The following is an 18,027-nucleotide window of genomic DNA, read 5'->3' on the forward strand; positions in this document are numbered from 1 at the left end:
AACAGCAAACCTACTGCATGGCTCTCGTACTGGTTACCGGTGGCAGCGGCTTCATCGGACATCATCTTGTAGAAGCGCTCCGCGCCCGTGGGCAGCGGGTGCGTGTTCTCGACGTCCGTGCGCCTGCCGCGCCGTATGCCGACGTTGAATATGCCCAAGGCTCGGTGCTCGATGGTGCCGCGGTCGATGCCGCGATTGCTGGGGTCGATCAGGTCTATCACCTCGCCGGCCTGCCCGGCATGTGGGTCGCCGACAAGCAGGCCTTTCACGACGTGAATTGCCGCGGCACCGAGATCGTGCTCGCGGCCGCGATGAAGCGCGGGGTCTCGCGCTTCCTGCACTGCTCGACGGAATCGATCCTGTTCCCCTATTCCGACCTCAACGGTGTTCCCGCCGAAGAGGCACTGCAGCCGGCCGAGGCGATGCCGGGCGCCTACACGCGGTCGAAATCGCTGGCCGAGCATTGCGCCGCGAAGGCCGCAGCCGCGGGCTTTCCGCTGGTGATCGGCACCCCGACCATGCCGATCGGGGCCGCCGACCATAATCTGACGCCGCCGACCGCGATGCTGTGGTACTTCCTGCAGAAGAAAGTGCAGCCGCATCTCGACTTCCCGGTCAATCTCGTCGACGTCCGCGACGTTGCCATGGGCCTCGTGCTGACCATGGAACGCGGGCGCAACGGCCAGCGCTACATCCTCGGCGGCGACTGCGTTAGGCTCGGCCAGATCCTGCGGATGATGTCCGCCATGAGCGGCCGCCGGCAATTCCCGGTCGTCGTTCCCGGCAAGATGGCCGAGCTATCGGGCATCATGCTCGAATATCTCTCCGATCGTATCACGCGCCGGCCGCCCAACGGCACCGCCGAGGGCGTGCGCATCGCACTCGCCGCGAGCGACCTCTCGATCGGCAAGGCGCGCACCGAGCTCGGCTACGCGCCGCGCCCGATCGAGCCGGTCCTGCGCGAAACCATCACCCATCTTCTCGCCCGCGGCGGCGCGCTTGCCTCCGGCGCCATCGAGCATCACGCGCTCTCCTCGCGCGCCAGCTGAGCTGCCGCCCAACCCAAAGAACCTTTCCGCATGTCCTTCGATTTCAGCAAGCTTCTCTCTGTCGCCTGGGGTGGTTGGACCACGACCTGGCCGACGCAACTGCTCGCCCTGATCTGGCTCGCCTGGCTCGCAAGCTGGGTCGGCGCCTCGTTCTGGCAGGGCCGCACCCAGAAGCAGGTGATGACGCTGGAGTCCGGCCGCTATCGCATTCCGATCCTGGTTGGCGGCATCCTGTTCACCCCGTGGACCGCGGAAGTGCTCGGCGAGAAGCCGCTCTGGGTGTTCAGCAATAGCGCCGTCTACGTCGTGGCGCTGATCGTGCTGGCCGGCATCTCCTTCACCTGGTGGGGACGGCTGCATCTTGGACAGTTCTGGTCCAACACCATCACCCACAAGCAAGACCACCGCGTCATCGACACCGGCCCGTACGGCATCGTGCGTCATCCGATCTACACCGGCCTGATCCTCGGCATGCTGGTGACCGGCATCGCGGTCGGCACGGTAACCGCGATGCTCGGCGCCATCCTGATCTCGCTCGGCATGTGGCAGAAGGGCCGGATGGAAGAGGTGTTCCTGTCGAAGGAGCTCGGCGAAGACGCCTACGGCGCTTATTGCCGCCGCGTGCCGATGATCATCCCGTTCCTGTCGCCGCGGTGAAAGCGGGGAACGCGCCCCACATTCGATGTCGTCCCGGCGAAGGCCGGGACCCATAACCACGGGCCGTGGTTTGGCGAAGACTCGTCGCTTGGTACTTCTACCATCTGCAAACGATGAATTCCGCGGTATGGGTCCCGGCCTTCGCCGGGACGACATCGAGAGGAACTGCCCTCCCTCCAGCCCGTTAGCCCCTCGATACCTGCCACACACCGCAGAGCATCGAGCCATGTCCGACGCCTACGATTATTTTCGCGAGCACGCGATCGCCGCCGTCCGCAAGGCGCGGGCGCTGCCGCCCGGGCGGCCGAAGCAGAAGCAGCGCACGGTGGCGCGCGTCTATCATCTCCTGTCCAGGGAGGCCGCGCTCGCGCCGAACGTCCATCATCTGGGTGATTTTCGCGCGGCGCGCCAAGCGGAGCGGCAGATCGGCCGCTGATCTCCGGGCCCGGCCTGTCGGCATTCGTCCCATGCAAATTCGAACGGCTGCCATTCCACGGGAATAGAGCCCCGCGCCCCGTCGCACAGGTTGACGTCTGCCCCGCCAGCCCGTTGGATGCGCGCGCAAACAGGGGCCTCTCATGACTTTTTCCAGCATCTTTGCGCAGTTCGTTGCGCTTCTCGGCGGCATCGCGCTGCAATGGCGAAAGCTATCGGGCACCGTGCCTGCGCCGGCCTGGGGCCAGTCGCCCGCCATTCCCGAAGCAAAGCCGCAAGGCGCCATCCCGACACTGAAGATGCCGACGGCGCGGGGCTGGAGCGAGGGACAGAAGCCGACGGTCGCACCCGGGCTCAAAGTCAATGCGTTCGCGACCGGTCTCGACCATCCGCGCTGGATCGAGGTGCTGCCCAATGGCGACGTGCTGATTGCGGAGGCGACGCAGATCGCGGGGGCGCCGCGGTCGGTGTTTCACTACGCGATGCAGGCGACGATGCGGCGCGCCGCCGCGCTCGGCATCAGCGCCAACCGCATCACGCTGCTGCGCGACAAGGACGGCGACGGCGTCGCGGAGTATCGCGGCGCGTTCATGGAAAATCTCAGCCAGCCATTCGGCATGGCGCTGGTCGGCGACACCTTCTATGTCGGCAACACCGACGGCGTGATGGCCTTCCCGTACGTGGCGAATGCCGATCGCATCACCGCGCCGGGCAAGCGCCTCACCCATTTCAAGCCAAGCGGCCACTGGACCCGCAGCCTGCTCGCGAGTCCCGACGGCAAAAAACTCTATGCCGGCGTCGGCTCGCTCAGCAACATCGCCGAGATGGGCATGGAGGTCGAGGAAGGCCGCGCCGCGGTCTACGAGCTCGATCTCGTCGCCGGCACGCACCGCATCTTCGGCGCCGGCCTGCGCAACCCGGTTGGTCTCGCCTGGGAGCCAACGACCGGTGTGCTCTGGACCGTCGTCAACGAGCGCGACGGCCTCGGCGACGAAACGCCGCCGGACTATCTGACTTCAGTGCGCGATGGCGGCTTCTACGGCTGGCCCTATTGCTACTGGGGCAAGACGGTGGACGATCGCGTGCCGCAGGATTCGGCGATGGTCGCCAAGGCGCTCACGCCGGACTACGCGCTCGGCGGTCATACCGCCTCGCTCGGCCTGTGCTGGATGCCGGCGGGCACACTGCCGGGCTTCCCCGACGGCATGGCGATCGGCCAGCACGGCTCGTGGAATCGCAGCACGCTGTCCGGCTACAAGCTGGTGTTCATCCCGTTCGAGAACGGTAAGCCTTCGGGCCCCGCACGCGACATCCTGTCGGGCTTCCTGGCACCCGACGAAAAGGAATCCTACGGCCGCCCGGTCGGCGTCGTGATCGGTCCCGACAAGAAGTCGCTGCTGATGGCCGACGACGTCGGCAATGTGATCTGGCGCGTGACGGGGGCTTGAAGGTTATGTTCCAACACTGAGCGTGGCGCGCTGCTTGCGGAGCAGCGCGATCACCGACAGTGCCGTGATCAACCCGGTCTTGGGATTCTCGGACGGGATGTTCTCGATTGACATCGAGAAGCGCGCCGAATCCGCCTCGACTTCGATGCGATGAACATTGCGCGTCACGGTCGGGTCGGCCCAGATCTGCACCTGGGTGCGATCCGGCCCGACGCCCGCGAGCGACAGCGCGACTGCGACGTTGAGATTGGCCGGAAAGCCTTTTGCGGCCTCGCGCGCCGTGCCCTCGAACAGCTTCAGCGGCTCGCGCAGATGGTCGATATCGATGTTGTTCTGGACGATGAACGGCGCGCCCTTCAAGCCGTCGATCGGCTTGCGCGTCACCATCTTCACCGAATGGATGGTGCCGATCGCGGCGGCGTTGACGGCGTCGAGCCCGATCAGCGCGCCGGTCGGCACCAGGATGCGGCCGCCATTGGCACGGGCGAGATCGACAAGATCGAAATTGTCGAGCAGCCCGCCGACGCTGACGACGACCGCGGCCTTACCGCGTTTCACTGCGGGCTCGACGATCGCGCGCAGTTGGCTGCTCGGCGCGCATTCGACGACGATGTCGGCGGCGTCACCGAGTTGGTCGAGCGGCAATACGGATGGCGGACGACGCAGGCTGCCGAGCAATGTCTGATGCTTTGCGGGATCGCGCACCGCCACGGCAGAAAGCGTCAACCCCTCGATGCCCTGATCGAGCGCGGTCGCGATCTTGGTGCCGATCGAGCCGAGCCCCGCGATGGCAACCCGCAATTGGTTCGAAGCTCTCTGTTCCGTCATCGCATCACCCCTCTCGCCAAGTCGATCTCATAGCGCCTCAGGCGTCCCGCGCATAGTTGCGCAGGCGCGTCTCGAGCACGGACAGCATCGCGTCGCGGGCCGGATCACGCGAGCCGCGCAGCCATGCGGCAGCGAGCGGCAGCCGGCCGACGGGTCCGATCTGCTTTGGCCGCAGCGGCACGAAGCGCACGCCTGATACCGCCATCCGCGTGCTCCAGCGCGGCACGATCGCCACCCCGAGCCGGGTTGCGACGAGATTGATGATGGTCTGCTTCTCGTCGGCGACCTGCACGATGCGTGGCGTGAGGCCTGCCTGCTCGAACAGTCTTATCGTGAGGTCGTGGCTGTGCGGCCGCGAGCGGCGGTCCGGCACCAGCATCGCCTCCTCGGCGATCTCCGCCAGCGTGATCGACTTGCGTTTGGCCAGCGCGTGGCGCTGCGGGAAGGCCACGATAGCTGTCTCCTGCAGCAGATCGCGGAATTCGAGCCGCTTGTCCCGCTGAGCCGGCGGACGCACGAAGGCGAGATCGAGTGCGCCGGTCAAAATCTTCGGCAAGAGCCGGACGGTCTTCTCCTCCAGAAGCTGCACCGCCACCGCCGGGTGCTTTGCGCGGAAGTCGCGCAGCAATGCCGGTAACAGCCCCGCCGCGGCACTGTCGATCGCGCCGACCCGGAGTTTTCGAGCAGCCCCCGCGCGCGAGCGATTGCGCAGATTGCTCTCGACCGCCTCGACGCGGGCAAGGATGGCACGGGCATCGCGCAGCAGCGTCGCGCCCTCTTCCGTCAGCGACACCGCACGCGTCGTCCGCGCGAACAGCCGCGTGTCCAGATCCTGCTCCAGCAGCTTGATCTGGCGGCCCAGTGCGGAGGGCAGCATCTGGAGATGCTGTGCCGCGCGGCCGAAATGCAACTGCTCGGCCGCCGCCACGAAGCATCGCAACTGATGCAATTCCATCCAACAGTCCTCTGATCCTGTGACGGGATTATATCATTTTTTTGTATAAACCAGCGCCAATTGAGTCCCCCAGCCGCTCCCGCCTAGCTTGGCTTCCGGAGTGGACCTTCAGGGTCCGCCGTCACAACGGAATCAGGGAGGCTGGGATGGCGACCGAGATTCAGACGCGCGTGCTGCGCAAGATCACATGGCGCATCGTTCCCTTCATCATGCTGCTCTACTTCGTGGCCTTCATCGACCGCGTCAATATCGGCTTCGCCTCGCTGACGATGAACAAGGACATCGGCCTGTCGCCGACCGTCTACGGCTTTGGCGCCGGCATCTTCTTCTGGGGCTACTTCCTGTTCGAGGTACCCTCCAACATCATCCTGCACAAGGTCGGCGCGCGGATCTGGATCGCGCGGGTGATGATCACCTGGGGCATTGTGTCGGCCGCGATGGCCTTCGTGCAGGGCCCGACCAGCTTCTACGCGCTGCGCTTCCTGCTCGGCGTCGCCGAGGCCGGGTTCTTTCCCGGTATCATCCTCTACCTATCCTACTGGTTCCCGGCACGCCAGCGTGCGGCCGTGACTGCGCTGTTCATGGCGGCGGCGCCGCTCTCGACCGTGCTGGGATCGCCCGTTTCGGGCGCGCTGCTGGAGATGGATGGAATGCTCGGCTTCAAGGGCTGGCAATGGCTGTTCGTGCTGGAGGCGCTGCCGGCGGTGCTGCTGGGGTTCGTGGTGCTGGCATTCCTCACAGACCGCCCGGAGAAAGCAAAATGGCTCGCGGATGACGAGCGGCGCTGGCTGGTCGAGACCATGAACGTAGAGACCACCAGCAAAGCTGCGACCGCGAAGCATAGCATCTGGCGAGGGCTGGCCGATCCGCGGGTGCTGGCGCTGGCGCTGATCTATTTCGGCACCTCGGCCGGCCTCTACACGCTTGGCGTCTGGGCGCCGCAGATCATCAAGCAGTTCGGCTTGTCCTCGCTCCAGGTCGGATTCCTCAACGCGCTGCCGGCGAGCGCCGCCGTCGTCGCCATGGTGCTGTGGGCGCGCCATTCGGATCGCACCGGCGAGCGCACCTGGCACGTCGTTCTGGCCTGCCTGCTCGCGGCGGCGGGGCTCGCCTTTGCCGGACTTGCGACCGGCGTCGTGACCGTGCTGATCGCGCTGGCGCTCGTCAACATCGGCATCTCCTCGGCGAAGCCACCGCTGTGGAGCATGCCGACGTTATTCCTCTCCGGCCCCGCGGCCGCGGCGGGCATCGCCACCATCAACTCGATCGGCAACCTCGGCGGCTTCGTGGGGCCCGCCATGATCGGCTGGATCAAGGACCAGACCGGCAGCTTTGTCGGCGGGCTCTACTGCGTTGCAGGCCTGCTGGTTCTCTCCGCGGTCCTGACCCTGCTATTGTCGCGGGCGCAGACCGCCCGCATCGAACCCGTCATGCAATCCCACTGACACCCAACGGAGCACCTCATGCGTACCCATTCGATTGCAGCGATCCCCGCCGACGGCATCGGCCCCGAGGTCATCTCCGCTGGCGTTCGCGTGCTGGAGGCGCTGGCCAAACGCAGCGGCGACCTCGCCTTCAACATCAAGACCTTCGACTGGGGCTCGGACTATTACAAGAAGCACGGCGTCATGATGCCGGCCGATGGCCTCGCGGAGCTCAAGAAGTTCGACGCGATCTATTTCGGCGCGGTCGGTGCGCCCGACGTGCCCGACCACATCACCCTGTGGGGCCTGCGGTTGCCGATCTGCCAGGGCTTTGACCAATACGCCAATGTGCGGCCGACCAAGATCTTGCCGGGCGTCGCCTCGCCGCTGCGCAATGTCGGCGTCGGCGACCTCGACTGGGTGATCGTGCGCGAGAATTCGGAGGGCGAGTATGCCGGCATGGGCGGCCGGGCCCACAGGGGTCTCCCGGAAGAGGTCGGCACCGAGGTCGCGGTGTTCACCCGCGTCGGCGTGACGCGGATCATGCGCTATGCGTTCGAGCTCGCGCGGTCGCGCCCGCGCAAGTTCCTGACCGTCGTGACCAAGTCGAACGCGCAACGCCATGGCATGGTGATGTGGGACGAGATCGCCGCCGAGGTCGCGGGAGAATTCCCTGACGTGACCTGGGATAAGATGCTGGTCGACGCCATGACGGTGCGCATGACGTTGCATCCGAAGAGCCTCGACACCATCGTCGCGACCAATCTGCACGCCGACATCCTCTCCGACCTCGCCGGCGCGCTGGCGGGCAGCCTCGGCGTGGCGCCGACCGGCAATATCGATCCGCAGCGCCGCTTCCCCTCGATGTTCGAGCCGATCCACGGCTCGGCCTTCGACATCACCGGCAAGGGCATCGCCAACCCGGTCGCGACGTTCTGGACCGGCGCACAGATGCTGGAGCATCTCGGCGAGAAGGACGCGGCGGTGCGGTTGATGGCGGCGGTGGAGAAAGTATGCGCAGCCGGCGTGCTGACGCCCGATGTCGGCGGCAAGGCGACGACGAACGACGTGACGGATGCCGTGATCGAGGCGATCCACGGATCGAACGTGTAGTCCGAACTACGTCTCTCCCTCTCCCGTTCTTGCGGGAGAGGGTAGGAGCGGGAGCCCCAGGGGATTTCCAAAAAATTTTGGACCCCCTCTTGAAACCAAAACGGGCTTTTTTTATTTTTCCGCTGCCGCCGAGAGGTGGCGTTCCCGACGCCTGTTGGGTCGGGAAGCTGAGACGGGCACCGGTCGTGTCCGGTGTCGTTCGTATCCATTTTGCTCCTTGGAGGATCTGGCTATGCGCACTTACGACTTCTCTCCCTTGTGGCGTTCGACCGTTGGCTTCGACCGCCTTTTCGACCTCGTTGAAACGGCACAGCGTGCCGGCGAGGACAACTATCCGCCCTACAACATTGAACGCGTCGGCGAGGATCGCTACCAGATTTCGCTCGCGATTGCGGGCTTTGCACCCAACGAGGTCACGGTGACGGCCGAGCAGAATGCGGTGACCGTCGAGGGAAACAAGCCGGACAAAACCGAACGCGAATATCTCTACCGGGGCATTTCCGCGCGGCCGTTCAAGCGGCAGTTTAACCTGGCCGATTATGTTCAGGTGCACAGCGCCTCGTTCGAGAACGGCCTGCTCAAGATCGAACTGGTCCGGGAAATCCCTGAAGCCATGAAGCCGCGGCGAATTGCCATCAATGCCGCGCCGTCCGGCAACGTGCATCAACTCGAAGGCAAAGCCGCCTGAATTCGGTCGGTCGGAGACCCGGTGATCCCGCCCGACCGTCGGGCGGGATCGACCATGGCCTTCGACCGCGCACCCGAATGCAAGTCAGAGGTTTAGAGAAAGGAGGAGGACCTCTCATGCTCGATCATGTCGACAACGTCATCGATCTGAACGCGATATTGCACCCTGGCTCCGTCTATGATCGTCCCCGCGACGTCATAGCCGATCCAACGCTGTCGATCGGCGAGAAGCGCGCGATCCTCGCGTCCTGGGCGTCGGACGCAGCCAGTGTCGCCTCGAGTCCGACATTGCGGGAGCTGCCCGGCTCGGGCAAAGCCGTCACCATCGACGAAATTCTGGAAGCGCTCGCGAGCCTCGACCACCATCCGAAGGGCCCTCCGGGCGGCAAGCCGGTCCGCACGCGATCCGTCGAGCGAACCGGCCTCGCAGCCTAGGCAACGACAGCTCAACGGGGATTGCGATGATGGTCGATGAAGAGCTGGCCTTGTTGCGCGGCCACCGCAGCAACATCAGCCGCTATCAGCGGTTGCTCAAGACCGAGCTGACCGAGTTCGAACGGCGGTTCATCGAGAGACGTGTGTCCGAGGAGCGCTCGGCGATCGAGAAGCTCGCCCTCTCCGCCTTTCCGCTCACCTTTCAGGCTCCGAATCGGGTGACGGGGAATGTAACGACGCGCCCGACGGCAAGCAGCCACGGGTGATCGACATGCCCGAACAGCTCCCGACATTCGAAGTGTTCCTGAAGAAGTGCGGTCGAAGGACATGGCGATGGCGTGTCTGCACGACGGAAGGACGCCTGGTCATGCACGGCTTCGAAAATGGCCGTCCGGCCGCCAAATATGCGGCTGACAGGGCGTTGTTTCTGATGCTTCTCGCCGCGCCCTATCGCCCGGCGGGCCGGGCATCCGCCACGGCTCGCTCCTTGGCGACACCCGCGCCAACATGGCGGCCGCAGCACAAGATGCGTGAATGACAGGCGCCGCGAGGGATGGTGCCTGGCCTCAGCCAAGCCCATCCCGGCCATCTCCGTTGCTGACCACCTACCGCCGTGCGGGCGGTGGGGTTGCCATGGCGGCTGTCGGGTCCGGCGGCGTCAGGTGGCGCGGGACGATGATGGACTGGCCGGGGGTGAGCGTGGCGTTCTCCGGCAGCGAGTTGCTCTGCGCCAGCGACCACAACGGCACGCGATTGGCTGCCGCGATGCTCTCCATGGTGTCGCCCCGGCGCACCGGTAGCCGCACGCCACTGTCCCACAATTCGACCAGCGTATTCGCCGGCACGAGATAGCGCAGCGGCACGGCATCGACCTGCGTCTGGGGCGGGATGCGCGGCAACTGCGTGACCATGTCGACAATCTGACGGTGGATGTCGTCGGACTTCTCGATGTTGATGTGGCTGACCCGCGCGTTCTCCTTCAGGTCATAGCTCGCATAGTGACCGCGATAACCCGGCACCGCGACCACGTTGCCGCCGCCAAGCACGCTGTCGGAGAGGTAGATGTTGATGAAGCGCTCGACATTGAGCGGCACGTCGCCGGTCGCATGCGCGGGATCGATGGTGATGACGAGGCTGATCGGGACGTTCTCCTTGGCCGCCATCTCGGAGATGACGATCGAGCAAAGCCCGCCCATCGAATGCCCGATCAGCACGATCGGAGCCGGCGTTTCCTTGTAGCTGGAGATGGCACGATCGCCGATCCATCGGCAGATGGTGAATTCATAGACGTTGGCCGAAAAGCCGGCCTGCGTCAGCTTCTCTTCGAGCCGGTCCATGCCGGTGGAGAAGAACGGCCCCATGGCGCCACGGAACAGGTAGATCTTCGGCGGCGGCAACGGCTCGAACGGTGGGGGCGGCGGCGCCGCGGGCGCGGCCGCGGCGGGCTTCGTCTTGGCAGGTGAGGCAACGGCCGTCCCGGTGCTGAAGGCGAGCAGCGCAACGGCTGCCAGCGCGAGGAGTCGCCTCAAATCGATCATCAGTCCAGCAGTCCCACTCCGGGAGGCTGCAGCCTCCCCCAAAGGCGCTTAGTGACGGTCGATTGGGTGGAATTTGGGGCACGGAACCGGGGCTCGATCCGCGCTCATTCCAGCATCTCGACACACAATCACTGCATGCTCTTGAGCCTGCTGCGGTGCGCGGCCTGTTTCGCGCGGTTGCCGCAGACCGCCATGATGCACCATCGCCGCGCGCGCCTGCGCGTGTGGTCGGCGAACAGCATGGTGCAGTTGTGCCCCTCGCATGCCTTGACGTCGGAAAAGTCCTCGTCGCAGACGAACTTCGCCATGGCTTCGCCAACCGGCAGCAATAGCGCTTCCGGCGATCGCCAGCGCCGCCTCATCCGCAATGCCAGAGCGCTGCCATCGTCAGGCCCGGGCTCGATCCGGCTGAACGCTTCGTCTTGCTCCAGCAGGCTGTTCAATGGACCGAGCTCGCGCAAGGCATCCGTCGCGAGCGGCCGGCCCGCATGCTTGCGCACAAACCCCCTGAACCATTCGCGCAAGGCGCGCGCCTGATCCGCGACCTTGTCCAGCTCGTCCGGCGTGGCGCGTGCCTTCAGCGCGTGCAGATCATACGCCGGCACCAGCTTCGCCTGCGCCAGCCAGTCGATCAGGCCATGACCGTCGTCGATCCAGTCCACGGGCGTATCGACCGGCGTCGCCACCGAGTTGAGGAAGTCGAGGCCGAGCGAGTCGGCGATGAACATGGCGGGCGGGCGGTCCATGAGCGGTCCTTGGCCGGTCGGGAGCATGGACATAGATAACCAGTTAAGACGCCATTGACAAGTTACGACGACGGGACGTAACCTCTTAACTAGCTTTTGTACGGTTACTGCCAATGGAGAAATGTCATGGCCTCAATCACGTACCGCAGCGCGGATGTCGAGGGCTTCAAGGTGGCCTATCGCGAAGCCGGCCTTATCGGAGCGCCAAAACTCCTGCTGCTTCACGGCTTCCCCACCGCAGGCCATATGTTTCGCGACCTCATTCCGCTGCTTGCGGACAGGTTTCATATCGTGGCGCCCGACCTTCCCGGCTTCGGCCAATCCGACATGGTTCGCGCGAAAGCTTCCGTTACACGTTCGATAGCGTCGCACGCGTGATCGAACGCTTCACCGAAGTGATCGGCTTCGACCGCTTCGCGGTCTACGTCTTCGACTACGGCGCGCCGACTGGTTTCCGGCTTGCGCTCAGCCACCCCGAGCGGATCACGGCGATCATCTCGCAGAACGGCAACGCCTATGAGGACGGCCTCAGCGACAACTGGACTCCGCTCAAGACCTATTGGCTGGATTCCTCGCCGGCCAATCGCGATGCGCTCCGCGCGCTCCTCACGCCGGAAGCCACGCGCTGGCAGTACACGCATGGCGTCCCCGATCCGACGACCGTGTCACCGGACGGCCAGAACCTCGACAATTTCTACCTCGCGCGTCCAGGCTCGGACGACGTGCAGCTCGATTTGTTTGGCGACTACAAGAGCAACGTCGCACTCTATCCCGCCTTCCAGGACTATTTTCGAAAGCACAAGCCGCCGTTCCTCGCTGTCTGGGGCAAGAACGACCCGTTCTTCATTCCGCCCGGCGCCGAAGCGTTCAAGCGCGACAATCCGAACGCCGTGGTGCAGTTCTTCGACACCGGTCATTTCGCGCTGGAGACGCACGCGAAGGAGATCGCGGACAGCATTCGTATCTTCCTGACGTAACGGGCGTCGTCCTGCGCGACGTTTACGCCGCCAGGCTCTGCTGAGCGCGGTATGCACTGATCGCCATGTGGACGAGATGCAGCTTGCCCTTGACCGCCGGCGATATGTCGAACGGATATGCGTCGCTCATCCCGAGCGAGCGGTTGAGTTCGTTGATGCTGCGAGCGAGCGGCATCCACAGGGCCAGGAGTGCTTCGAAGTCGCTCTCGAGATAGGGGTCCGTCAGGGTCTGGCGGGCGCGCTCGTCCAGCGACAACGGCAAACCTGCCAGCGAGTCGAGCGTCGACACGATATGCAGGAAATGCGCGAAGGTTTCCGCCCAATCCTCCCAGGGGTGGGACGTAGCGTACTCGCTGATGAAGCCGCTTCGGTCGTATGAACGATCGGCGCGGCTGTAATAGGAGTTGATCGCGGCCTGATAGTCCTGCGCCTGGTCACCGAAGATCAACTTGAACGGCGCCTGGAATGTCGTGCCGTCAACGAGCAAGTCCCAATAGAAATGACCAATCTCGTGCCGGAAATGCCCGAGCAACGTGCGGTACGGCTCCCGGAATGCCACGCGGCGAGCTTCCCGCTCGACATCGTCGGCCTCCGCAAGGTTGAGCGTGATCAGGCCCGACAGATGCCCGGTCAGGATCGGACTGACCTCGTCCGAGAGAATGTCGAACGCCAATGGTTCGCCGGTGCGCGATGCGAGCGGAAGCTTGAGGCGACCGAGATCATAGAGAAGACGGCGCTTGGCTTCCTCCATGCGGCGCCAGAGCATGATGTTTCGGGTGCTGCCGAGGTTTGGAATCGTACGCGTGAGGCGGCACGAGGCGCAATACCAGTCCGCGCCCTCGACAACCCAGTTGCAACCGATGATCTCGCGATTACGGCAAGCTTGATGGGATGCAAGTTTCGTCATGTCGATGCGCGAGGAATCGAACGCCAGCTCGGTGCTGCAATTCGCGCAGGCGACGTGCTCGAACGAGACAGGATGGCGGCATGACGGGCACTGAAAAAACTTCACGTGGACTGGCCCCAGACAGACGGCACGCCGGAAAACCGGCCTGTCAATTCGAGGAACTCTTAACTCTTGCGACCGTCGCGGTTGCCGGCGAGCAGCGCCCGCTGCGTTCGCAGCGCGCGCTGCCTCAACAGGCCGGCTCGCGTCGCGCTCAACTGGCGCGATTGCGGTTGCGGCTTTTTCTCAAGGACGTTTTCGGAAACAGGCCGACCGGGCCACGCCCGCTCGGGCTGAACCGCCATGGGGCCGACGTTTCGTTTCCTTGTCATGGTGTGACAACACCAGATCGCGTGCCGAGTTCCCTTCACTCGACCGGCGGGTGATCGAGCTTGGCTTGTGCAGATACGACAATGCCGCCGTCAGCGTGACGGCGGCATTGTCAATTCAGTGGCTTGCGGCGAAGGCTTAATTTCTGGGAGCCGTTGCTGCCGCCGAGCGCGCCGGCCTGGGCGCGCCGGGTTCGGCAACTGGAGCCGGTGCGCGCGAGCGCATGATTGCGGCGTCGATCTCGGCAATCACGCGGCGCTGGATCGCCTCGTTCTTGTCGATGGAGATGTGGCCGACGCCGGAGCCGCGGACGTCGACATTGTCGAGCTTGCCGCGAAAGCCGTCCGCGCGCTTCACCGGCTCGCCGGGGCCGTCGCCGATATAGATGTTGATGTAGCGCTCCGCGCCGGTCGACAGCTTGGTCTTGAACACGGAGTCGAGCCCGATCGCGAGCTTCACGGGCACGCCAAGACGGTTGAGCTTGGCGATCATGTCCGGCAGCGCGGTCGCGCCGGAGGAGTGCCCGACCAGCACGATGGTCTTGAGCCGGCCGGCCTTGTAGGCGGTGGCGGCCTCATCGGCGAGCGAGGACCAGGACACGAAATTCGAGACGGTCACCGGGATGCCCTGCGCCTGGAGCCGGGCGCCGATCGTGTCGAGCCCGAGCGAGAAGATGTTGAGCACGCCGCGGAGCAGGTAGACATGCGTGGTCGCGACCGCAGCCTGGCTCGGCGCCGCCTTGGCGGTGGTCGGGCTGATGGCAACAACTGACAGCAGGAGCAGGCCCATCGCCCAGGCACGGAGGGCGGACAACTGGCTGGCGCCAGCGGTGTGACGGCCGTTCGGTCTCATCGATCTTTTCCCTGGGAAGATGCTTCAGCCGGAATCGTAGCCATGGCCTGCTCGCAGACGCAACAAAGAGCCGCGTGAACGACGATCTTAGCACCAAGCCGTGACCATCGCGCAACACTTGCCCGAAACCTGCCACGGAAGGGCCTGTTTCGAGGCCATTTTTCTCCGGCTAATTGCAGCCGCGCAAGGGCCTTCCTATCTCAGGGCTCCGCTGACCCGCCCCTCCCGGCAGGTTCCAGCCTCCCCTCCCCAGCCTTCGCCCCCTCAGACTTGCGGCCATCATGTTCTCCATCATTTCCGTCGCCAATTTGTCGAAAACCTATGGGTCCGGCTTCAAGGCGCTCAACAACGTCAATCTCGACATCAAGCGCGGCGAGATCTTCGCGTTGCTCGGCCCCAACGGCGCCGGCAAGACCACGCTGATCTCGATCATCTGCGGCATTGCCAATCCGAGCGAAGGCAAGGTCCTCGTCGGCGGCGAGAACATCCAGACCTCCTATCGCAAGGCGCGCTCGCTGATCGGACTGGTGCCGCAGGAATTGCACACCGATGCCTTCGAGAGCGTGTGGGCGACCGTGAGCTTCTCCCGCGGGCTGTTCGGCAAGCCGAAGAATCCCGATCATATCGAGAAGGTGCTGAAGGACCTCTCGCTGTGGGACAAGAAGGACAGCAAGATCATCACGCTCTCCGGCGGCATGAAGCGCCGCGTGATGATCGCCAAAGCGCTGTCGCACGAGCCGCAGATCCTGTTCCTGGACGAGCCGACCGCCGGCGTCGACGTCGAGCTGCGCAAGGGCATGTGGGAAGTGGTGCGCACGCTCCAGCAATCCGGCGTCACCATCATCCTGACCACGCATTACATCGAGGAAGCCGAGGAGATGGCCGACCGCATCGGCGTCATCAACAAGGGCGAGATCGTGCTGGTCGAGGACAAGGCCACTTTGATGCAGAAGCTCGGCAAGAAGCGGCTGACGCTGCATCTGCAGGGCAAGCTCGATGCGCTGCCGGAGAGCCTCAGGCATTACGAGCTCGACCTCTGCGACGGCGGCGCGACGCTGGTCTACGACTACGACACCAAGGGCGAGCGCACCGGCATCACCAGCCTGCTCGGCGACCTCCGCACCGCCGGCATCCGTTTCAACGATCTCGACACGACGCAATCGTCGCTCGAGGACATCTTCGTCGATCTCGTGAGGGCGTCATGAACTACCGCGCTGTCCGCGCCATCTATCTGTTCGAAATGGCGCGCACCTGGCGCACGCTGCTGCAAAGCATCGTGTCGCCGGTGGTCTCGACCTCGCTGTATTTCGTGGTGTTCGGCGCAGCGATCGGCTCGCGCATCAGCCAGGTCGAGGGCGTCAGCTACGGCACCTTCATCGTGCCGGGCCTGATCATGCTCTCGGTGCTGACGCAGAGCATCGCCAACGCCTCGTTCGGCATCTACTTCCCGAAATTCACCGGCACGATCTACGAGATCCTGTCGGCGCCGATCTCCTATTTCGAGATCGTGCTCGGCTATGTCGGCGCGGCCGCGACCAAATCGATCATCCTCGGCCTGATCATCCTCGCCACGGCCGGCCTGTTCGTGCCGCTGCACATCCACCATCCGGTCTGGATGTTGGCCTTCCTGGTGCTGACGGCGGTGACGTTCAGCCTGTTCGGCTTCATCATCGGCATCTGGGCCGACGGGTTCGAAAAGCTGCAGATGATCCCGATGCTGGTGGTGACGCCGCTGACCTTCCTCGGCGGCAGCTTCTATTCCATCGACATGCTGCCGCCCGCCTGGCGCACGGTGGCGCTGCTCAATCCGGTCGTCTATCTGATCTCCGGCTTCCGCTGGAGCTTCTACGAGATCGCGGACGTCAGCATGGCCGTCAGCATCGGCATGACGACGGCGTTCCTGGTGATCTGCCTGGTCGCGATCTGGTGGATTTTCCGCACGGGATATCGGTTGAAGAACTGAGCCCGGCCGTCATTCCGGGGGCACGCGCGCGCCCCGGAATCGCCAGGGGTTACCGATAGCCGTGGAAGCGGTTGTATCCGTCGTAATAGCCGCGGCAGCGGCGGTGGCCGCGATGGGGAATGCCGAACACCCCCTCGACCGCGCCGACGGCACCGCCGACACCGGCGCCGACCGCGCCACCCACCACGCCGCCGACGGGGCCGGCTATCCGGTTGCCTTCATAAGAACCTTCCTGGGCGCCCCGAACGATGCCTTGGGCATGGCCAGGCTGTGGGATGCAGGCCAGCGCGGCCAGAACGGCGGCGCCAGCGAAGAGCAGACGGAAAGGCAGACCGGCCGGCCGAGAAGCGGCGGCGACGCAAACTTTGTTCATCTTCATTCCCAAAGGTAAAACCGGCGGCGGAAGCCGCCGGTCGAGGCAGCGATCATCAACGCCGATGCGGCCAAATGGTTGCGCCCCGGATGGTTGCGCCATTCTGATGAATTGTCGGCATTATGAACGCATCTCCTGCTCGCGAAAATGTCAGCGCCGCCGCTGGCTTTGCGGCACAAAGCGGCCTTGCTTACGCCGGCCGTCCCGTTAACGATGGCAATAAGGTTAGCTTTGCAGGCCGCTGGAACGAAAGCCGGATTGCAGGCATAGTGCACGCCGGGGGACGGAGAGCCGCGGCGCCTAGTGTGAACAGGCCGGAGGCCACAAGTCAGATGCGTTCGTTTTTTATTGCTTTCACCTCCCTGATGCTTTTGAGCGCGGGCACCGCGCAGGCCAAGGTCGAGATCACCGTCGACAAGGACAATCAGCAGATGACCGTCGCTGTCGACGGCGTCGCGCGCTACCACTGGCCGGTGTCGACAGGCATCCCCTCGCGGGAGACGCCGAACGGCGCGTTCCGCACCTTCCGCATGGAAGAGGATCACTACTCCAAGGAATTCGACGACGCGCCGATGCCGCACGCGATCTTCTTCACCAAGGTCGGGCACGCCATCCACGGCACCGACTCGGTCGGCCGGCTCGGCACGCCCGCCTCGCATGGCTGCGTGCGGCTGTCGCGCCAGAATGCCACGACGCTCTACGCGCTGGTGCAGCAGCAGGGCGTGCTCAACACCACGGTGACGCTGACCGGCTCGGCGCAGGTGGCGCTGGCGCGCAATCCGCGTGGCCGCAACCCCACGGCAGTGGCCCGCGCGCCGCAGCCCGCCGAAGAGCAGTACGCCACATCAGGCGATCCCGTGAACCTGACGCCTCAGGCCGCACCTGCCCGCCGCTACATGCCGCAGGATGACAACTACATCTATCCGGCCGACGGCAGCGACACCGGCGCGCGCTACCCGGCGCCGCGCGGCAGCCGCCCGCTCTATGACGCGCAGGTCTATCAGCAGCAGCCGCAGCAATATTACAATCAGGGCAACGGCACCTATTATCAGCCGCAGCCCCGGCAGGTTTACCAACCGCGTGGCTATTATTACCAGAACTGACCCAATCTGAACGCGGCGTTGCCGCGCCAGCGAATCAGAAAGCCGCTGCCGCGGCGGGCGCTTGCGGCAGTCGACCGGAGGAATAGCGCCAGCCTGTGCACGGATTGGGCACCGGCAGACGCAAGGAAGCAACAGTCCACAACCTTCAACGCAGTGGCGTTCCGGCCA

The 18,027-nt window shown here is 64.7% G+C and carries 20 protein-coding genes and 1 pseudogene; 14 read left to right on the forward strand and 7 right to left on the reverse strand.

Going from position 1 to position 18,027, the window contains the following annotated elements; translation table 11 throughout:
• The first annotated feature begins 17 nt into the window (after positions 1 to 17).
• From AC0L3J_RS17540 to AC0L3J_RS17555, 4 genes are all read left to right on the forward strand, one after another.
• Positions 18 to 1,049: an NAD-dependent epimerase/dehydratase family protein gene (locus AC0L3J_RS17540; protein WP_473288627.1), complete on the forward strand. Its 1,032-nt coding sequence runs from the start codon at positions 18 to 20 to the stop codon at positions 1,047 to 1,049.
• 30 nt (positions 1,050 to 1,079) lie between these two features.
• Entirely contained in the window at positions 1,080 to 1,706 is a 627-nt protein-coding gene (locus AC0L3J_RS17545; protein ID WP_354171185.1) for a methyltransferase family protein, read from the forward strand.
• A gap of 226 nt (positions 1,707 to 1,932) precedes the next feature.
• Positions 1,933 to 2,142 carry a hypothetical protein gene (locus tag AC0L3J_RS17550; RefSeq protein WP_473347880.1) on the forward strand — a complete coding sequence of 70 codons (210 nt, stop codon included), beginning with the start codon at positions 1,933 to 1,935 and terminating at the stop codon, positions 2,140 to 2,142.
• 142 nt (positions 2,143 to 2,284) lie between these two features.
• Positions 2,285 to 3,589: a PQQ-dependent sugar dehydrogenase gene (locus tag AC0L3J_RS17555; RefSeq protein ID WP_473347881.1), complete on the forward strand. Its 1,305-nt coding sequence runs from the start codon at positions 2,285 to 2,287 to the stop codon at positions 3,587 to 3,589.
• A gap of 3 nt (positions 3,590 to 3,592) precedes the next feature.
• On the opposite strand, the gene AC0L3J_RS17560 is transcribed toward AC0L3J_RS17555, so the two are convergent.
• Both AC0L3J_RS17560 and AC0L3J_RS17565 read right to left on the reverse strand, forming a co-directional pair.
• Positions 3,593 to 4,417 carry an aspartate dehydrogenase gene (locus tag AC0L3J_RS17560; protein WP_473347882.1) on the reverse strand — a complete coding sequence of 275 codons (825 nt, stop codon included), beginning with the start codon at positions 4,415 to 4,417 and terminating at the stop codon, positions 3,593 to 3,595.
• 37 nt (positions 4,418 to 4,454) lie between these two features.
• Positions 4,455 to 5,372: a LysR substrate-binding domain-containing protein gene (locus tag AC0L3J_RS17565; RefSeq protein WP_473347883.1), complete on the reverse strand. Its 918-nt coding sequence runs from the start codon at positions 5,370 to 5,372 to the stop codon at positions 4,455 to 4,457.
• Positions 5,373 to 5,518: 146 nt separating this feature from the next.
• Between AC0L3J_RS17565 and AC0L3J_RS17570 the strand changes: the two genes are divergently transcribed.
• The 6 genes from AC0L3J_RS17570 to AC0L3J_RS17595 all read left to right on the forward strand — a co-directional run bounded on the left by AC0L3J_RS17570 (position 5,519) and on the right by AC0L3J_RS17595 (position 9,569).
• A complete protein-coding gene (locus AC0L3J_RS17570; RefSeq protein ID WP_473347884.1) occupies positions 5,519 to 6,817 on the forward strand; it encodes an MFS transporter in 1,299 nt (432 codons plus the stop codon).
• Between the two features lie 18 nt (positions 6,818 to 6,835).
• A complete protein-coding gene (locus tag AC0L3J_RS17575; protein ID WP_473347885.1) occupies positions 6,836 to 7,909 on the forward strand; it encodes a tartrate dehydrogenase in 1,074 nt (357 codons plus the stop codon).
• 232 nt (positions 7,910 to 8,141) lie between these two features.
• Positions 8,142 to 8,597 (forward strand): small heat shock protein HspD, encoded by a 456-nt coding sequence (hspD, locus tag AC0L3J_RS17580; RefSeq protein WP_473348026.1) that lies wholly within the window; start codon positions 8,142 to 8,144, stop codon positions 8,595 to 8,597.
• Positions 8,598 to 8,713: 116 nt separating this feature from the next.
• Positions 8,714 to 9,031, forward strand: coding sequence for a hypothetical protein (locus AC0L3J_RS17585; RefSeq protein ID WP_473347886.1), 318 nt, complete (start codon positions 8,714 to 8,716; stop codon positions 9,029 to 9,031).
• 26 nt (positions 9,032 to 9,057) lie between these two features.
• On the forward strand, positions 9,058 to 9,297 hold the full coding sequence (locus tag AC0L3J_RS17590; RefSeq protein ID WP_473347887.1) for a hypothetical protein: 240 nt from the start codon (positions 9,058 to 9,060) through the stop codon (positions 9,295 to 9,297).
• On the forward strand, positions 9,294 to 9,569 hold the full coding sequence (locus AC0L3J_RS17595) for a hypothetical protein (RefSeq protein ID WP_473347888.1): 276 nt from the start codon (positions 9,294 to 9,296) through the stop codon (positions 9,567 to 9,569). The genes AC0L3J_RS17590 and AC0L3J_RS17595 overlap by 4 nt, the downstream gene beginning before the upstream one ends.
• 67 nt (positions 9,570 to 9,636) lie before the next feature.
• Here AC0L3J_RS17595 and AC0L3J_RS17600 read toward each other — a convergent pair whose 3' ends face one another.
• The gene (locus AC0L3J_RS17600; protein WP_473347889.1) at positions 9,637 to 10,569 is read right to left on the reverse strand and encodes a LysM peptidoglycan-binding domain-containing protein; all 933 of its coding nucleotides are present in this window, start codon (positions 10,567 to 10,569) and stop codon (positions 9,637 to 9,639) included.
• 128 nt (positions 10,570 to 10,697) lie between these two features.
• Positions 10,698 to 11,315, reverse strand: a complete 618-nt coding sequence (locus AC0L3J_RS17605) for a CGNR zinc finger domain-containing protein (RefSeq protein ID WP_473347890.1) — start codon at positions 11,313 to 11,315, stop codon at positions 10,698 to 10,700.
• 126 nt (positions 11,316 to 11,441) lie between these two features.
• On the opposite strand from AC0L3J_RS17605, the pseudogene AC0L3J_RS17610 reads away from it, so the two are divergent.
• Positions 11,442 to 12,292 (forward strand): annotated as a pseudogene (locus tag AC0L3J_RS17610) (alpha/beta fold hydrolase).
• Between the two features lie 22 nt (positions 12,293 to 12,314).
• Here AC0L3J_RS17610 and AC0L3J_RS17615 read toward each other — a convergent pair.
• Both AC0L3J_RS17615 and AC0L3J_RS17620 read right to left on the reverse strand, forming a co-directional pair.
• The gene (locus AC0L3J_RS17615; protein WP_473347891.1) at positions 12,315 to 13,304 is read right to left on the reverse strand and encodes a zinc-binding metallopeptidase family protein; all 990 of its coding nucleotides are present in this window, start codon (positions 13,302 to 13,304) and stop codon (positions 12,315 to 12,317) included.
• A gap of 402 nt (positions 13,305 to 13,706) precedes the next feature.
• Positions 13,707 to 14,420, reverse strand: a complete 714-nt coding sequence (locus AC0L3J_RS17620) for a hypothetical protein (RefSeq protein WP_473347892.1) — start codon at positions 14,418 to 14,420, stop codon at positions 13,707 to 13,709.
• Between the two features lie 281 nt (positions 14,421 to 14,701).
• On the opposite strand from AC0L3J_RS17620, the gene AC0L3J_RS17625 reads away from it, so the two are divergent.
• Together AC0L3J_RS17625 and AC0L3J_RS17630 are read left to right on the forward strand one after the other, a co-directional pair.
• Complete coding sequence (locus AC0L3J_RS17625; RefSeq protein ID WP_473347893.1) at positions 14,702 to 15,625, forward strand: ABC transporter ATP-binding protein; 924 nt, start codon at positions 14,702 to 14,704, stop codon at positions 15,623 to 15,625.
• On the forward strand, positions 15,622 to 16,383 hold the full coding sequence (locus tag AC0L3J_RS17630) for an ABC transporter permease (RefSeq protein ID WP_354060558.1): 762 nt from the start codon (positions 15,622 to 15,624) through the stop codon (positions 16,381 to 16,383). The genes AC0L3J_RS17625 and AC0L3J_RS17630 overlap by 4 nt, the downstream gene beginning before the upstream one ends.
• Before the next feature lie 49 nt (positions 16,384 to 16,432).
• Here AC0L3J_RS17630 and AC0L3J_RS17635 read toward each other — a convergent pair whose 3' ends face one another.
• On the reverse strand, positions 16,433 to 16,756 hold the full coding sequence (locus AC0L3J_RS17635) for a hypothetical protein (RefSeq protein ID WP_473347894.1): 324 nt from the start codon (positions 16,754 to 16,756) through the stop codon (positions 16,433 to 16,435).
• A gap of 332 nt (positions 16,757 to 17,088) precedes the next feature.
• Here AC0L3J_RS17635 and AC0L3J_RS17640 point away from each other — a divergent pair, with 332 nt between their 5' ends.
• The gene (locus tag AC0L3J_RS17640) at positions 17,089 to 17,859 is read left to right on the forward strand and encodes a L,D-transpeptidase (protein ID WP_473347895.1); all 771 of its coding nucleotides are present in this window, start codon (positions 17,089 to 17,091) and stop codon (positions 17,857 to 17,859) included.
• The last annotated feature ends 168 nt before the right edge of the window (positions 17,860 to 18,027 follow it).

The sequence above is a fragment of the Bradyrhizobium sp. Kon37 genome (genome assembly GCF_055807535.1).

Coding starts and splice junctions, on each gene's coding strand:
- AC0L3J_RS17590 (WP_473347887.1), top strand. CDS start 9,058: ATGATGGTCGATGAAGAGCTGGCCTTGTTGCGCGGCCACCGCAGCAAC.
- AC0L3J_RS17570 (WP_473347884.1), top strand. CDS start 5,519: ATGGCGACCGAGATTCAGACGCGCGTGCTGCGCAAGATCACATGGCGC.
- AC0L3J_RS17555 (WP_473347881.1), top strand. CDS start 2,285: ATGACTTTTTCCAGCATCTTTGCGCAGTTCGTTGCGCTTCTCGGCGGC.
- AC0L3J_RS17550 (WP_473347880.1), top strand. CDS start 1,933: ATGTCCGACGCCTACGATTATTTTCGCGAGCACGCGATCGCCGCCGTC.
- AC0L3J_RS17635 (WP_473347894.1), bottom strand. CDS start 16,756: ATGAACAAAGTTTGCGTCGCCGCCGCTTCTCGGCCGGCCGGTCTGCCT.
- AC0L3J_RS17605 (WP_473347890.1), bottom strand. CDS start 11,315: ATGGACCGCCCGCCCGCCATGTTCATCGCCGACTCGCTCGGCCTCGAC.
- AC0L3J_RS17630 (WP_354060558.1), top strand. CDS start 15,622: ATGAACTACCGCGCTGTCCGCGCCATCTATCTGTTCGAAATGGCGCGC.
- AC0L3J_RS17575 (WP_473347885.1), top strand. CDS start 6,836: ATGCGTACCCATTCGATTGCAGCGATCCCCGCCGACGGCATCGGCCCC.
- AC0L3J_RS17565 (WP_473347883.1), bottom strand. CDS start 5,372: ATGGAATTGCATCAGTTGCGATGCTTCGTGGCGGCGGCCGAGCAGTTG.
- AC0L3J_RS17560 (WP_473347882.1), bottom strand. CDS start 4,417: ATGACGGAACAGAGAGCTTCGAACCAATTGCGGGTTGCCATCGCGGGG.
- AC0L3J_RS17545 (WP_354171185.1), top strand. CDS start 1,080: ATGTCCTTCGATTTCAGCAAGCTTCTCTCTGTCGCCTGGGGTGGTTGG.
- AC0L3J_RS17640 (WP_473347895.1), top strand. CDS start 17,089: ATGCGTTCGTTTTTTATTGCTTTCACCTCCCTGATGCTTTTGAGCGCG.
- AC0L3J_RS17625 (WP_473347893.1), top strand. CDS start 14,702: ATGTTCTCCATCATTTCCGTCGCCAATTTGTCGAAAACCTATGGGTCC.
- AC0L3J_RS17600 (WP_473347889.1), bottom strand. CDS start 10,569: ATGATCGATTTGAGGCGACTCCTCGCGCTGGCAGCCGTTGCGCTGCTC.
- AC0L3J_RS17585 (WP_473347886.1), top strand. CDS start 8,714: ATGCTCGATCATGTCGACAACGTCATCGATCTGAACGCGATATTGCAC.
- hspD (WP_473348026.1), top strand. CDS start 8,142: ATGCGCACTTACGACTTCTCTCCCTTGTGGCGTTCGACCGTTGGCTTC.
- AC0L3J_RS17620 (WP_473347892.1), bottom strand. CDS start 14,420: ATGAGACCGAACGGCCGTCACACCGCTGGCGCCAGCCAGTTGTCCGCC.
- AC0L3J_RS17540 (WP_473288627.1), top strand. CDS start 18: ATGGCTCTCGTACTGGTTACCGGTGGCAGCGGCTTCATCGGACATCAT.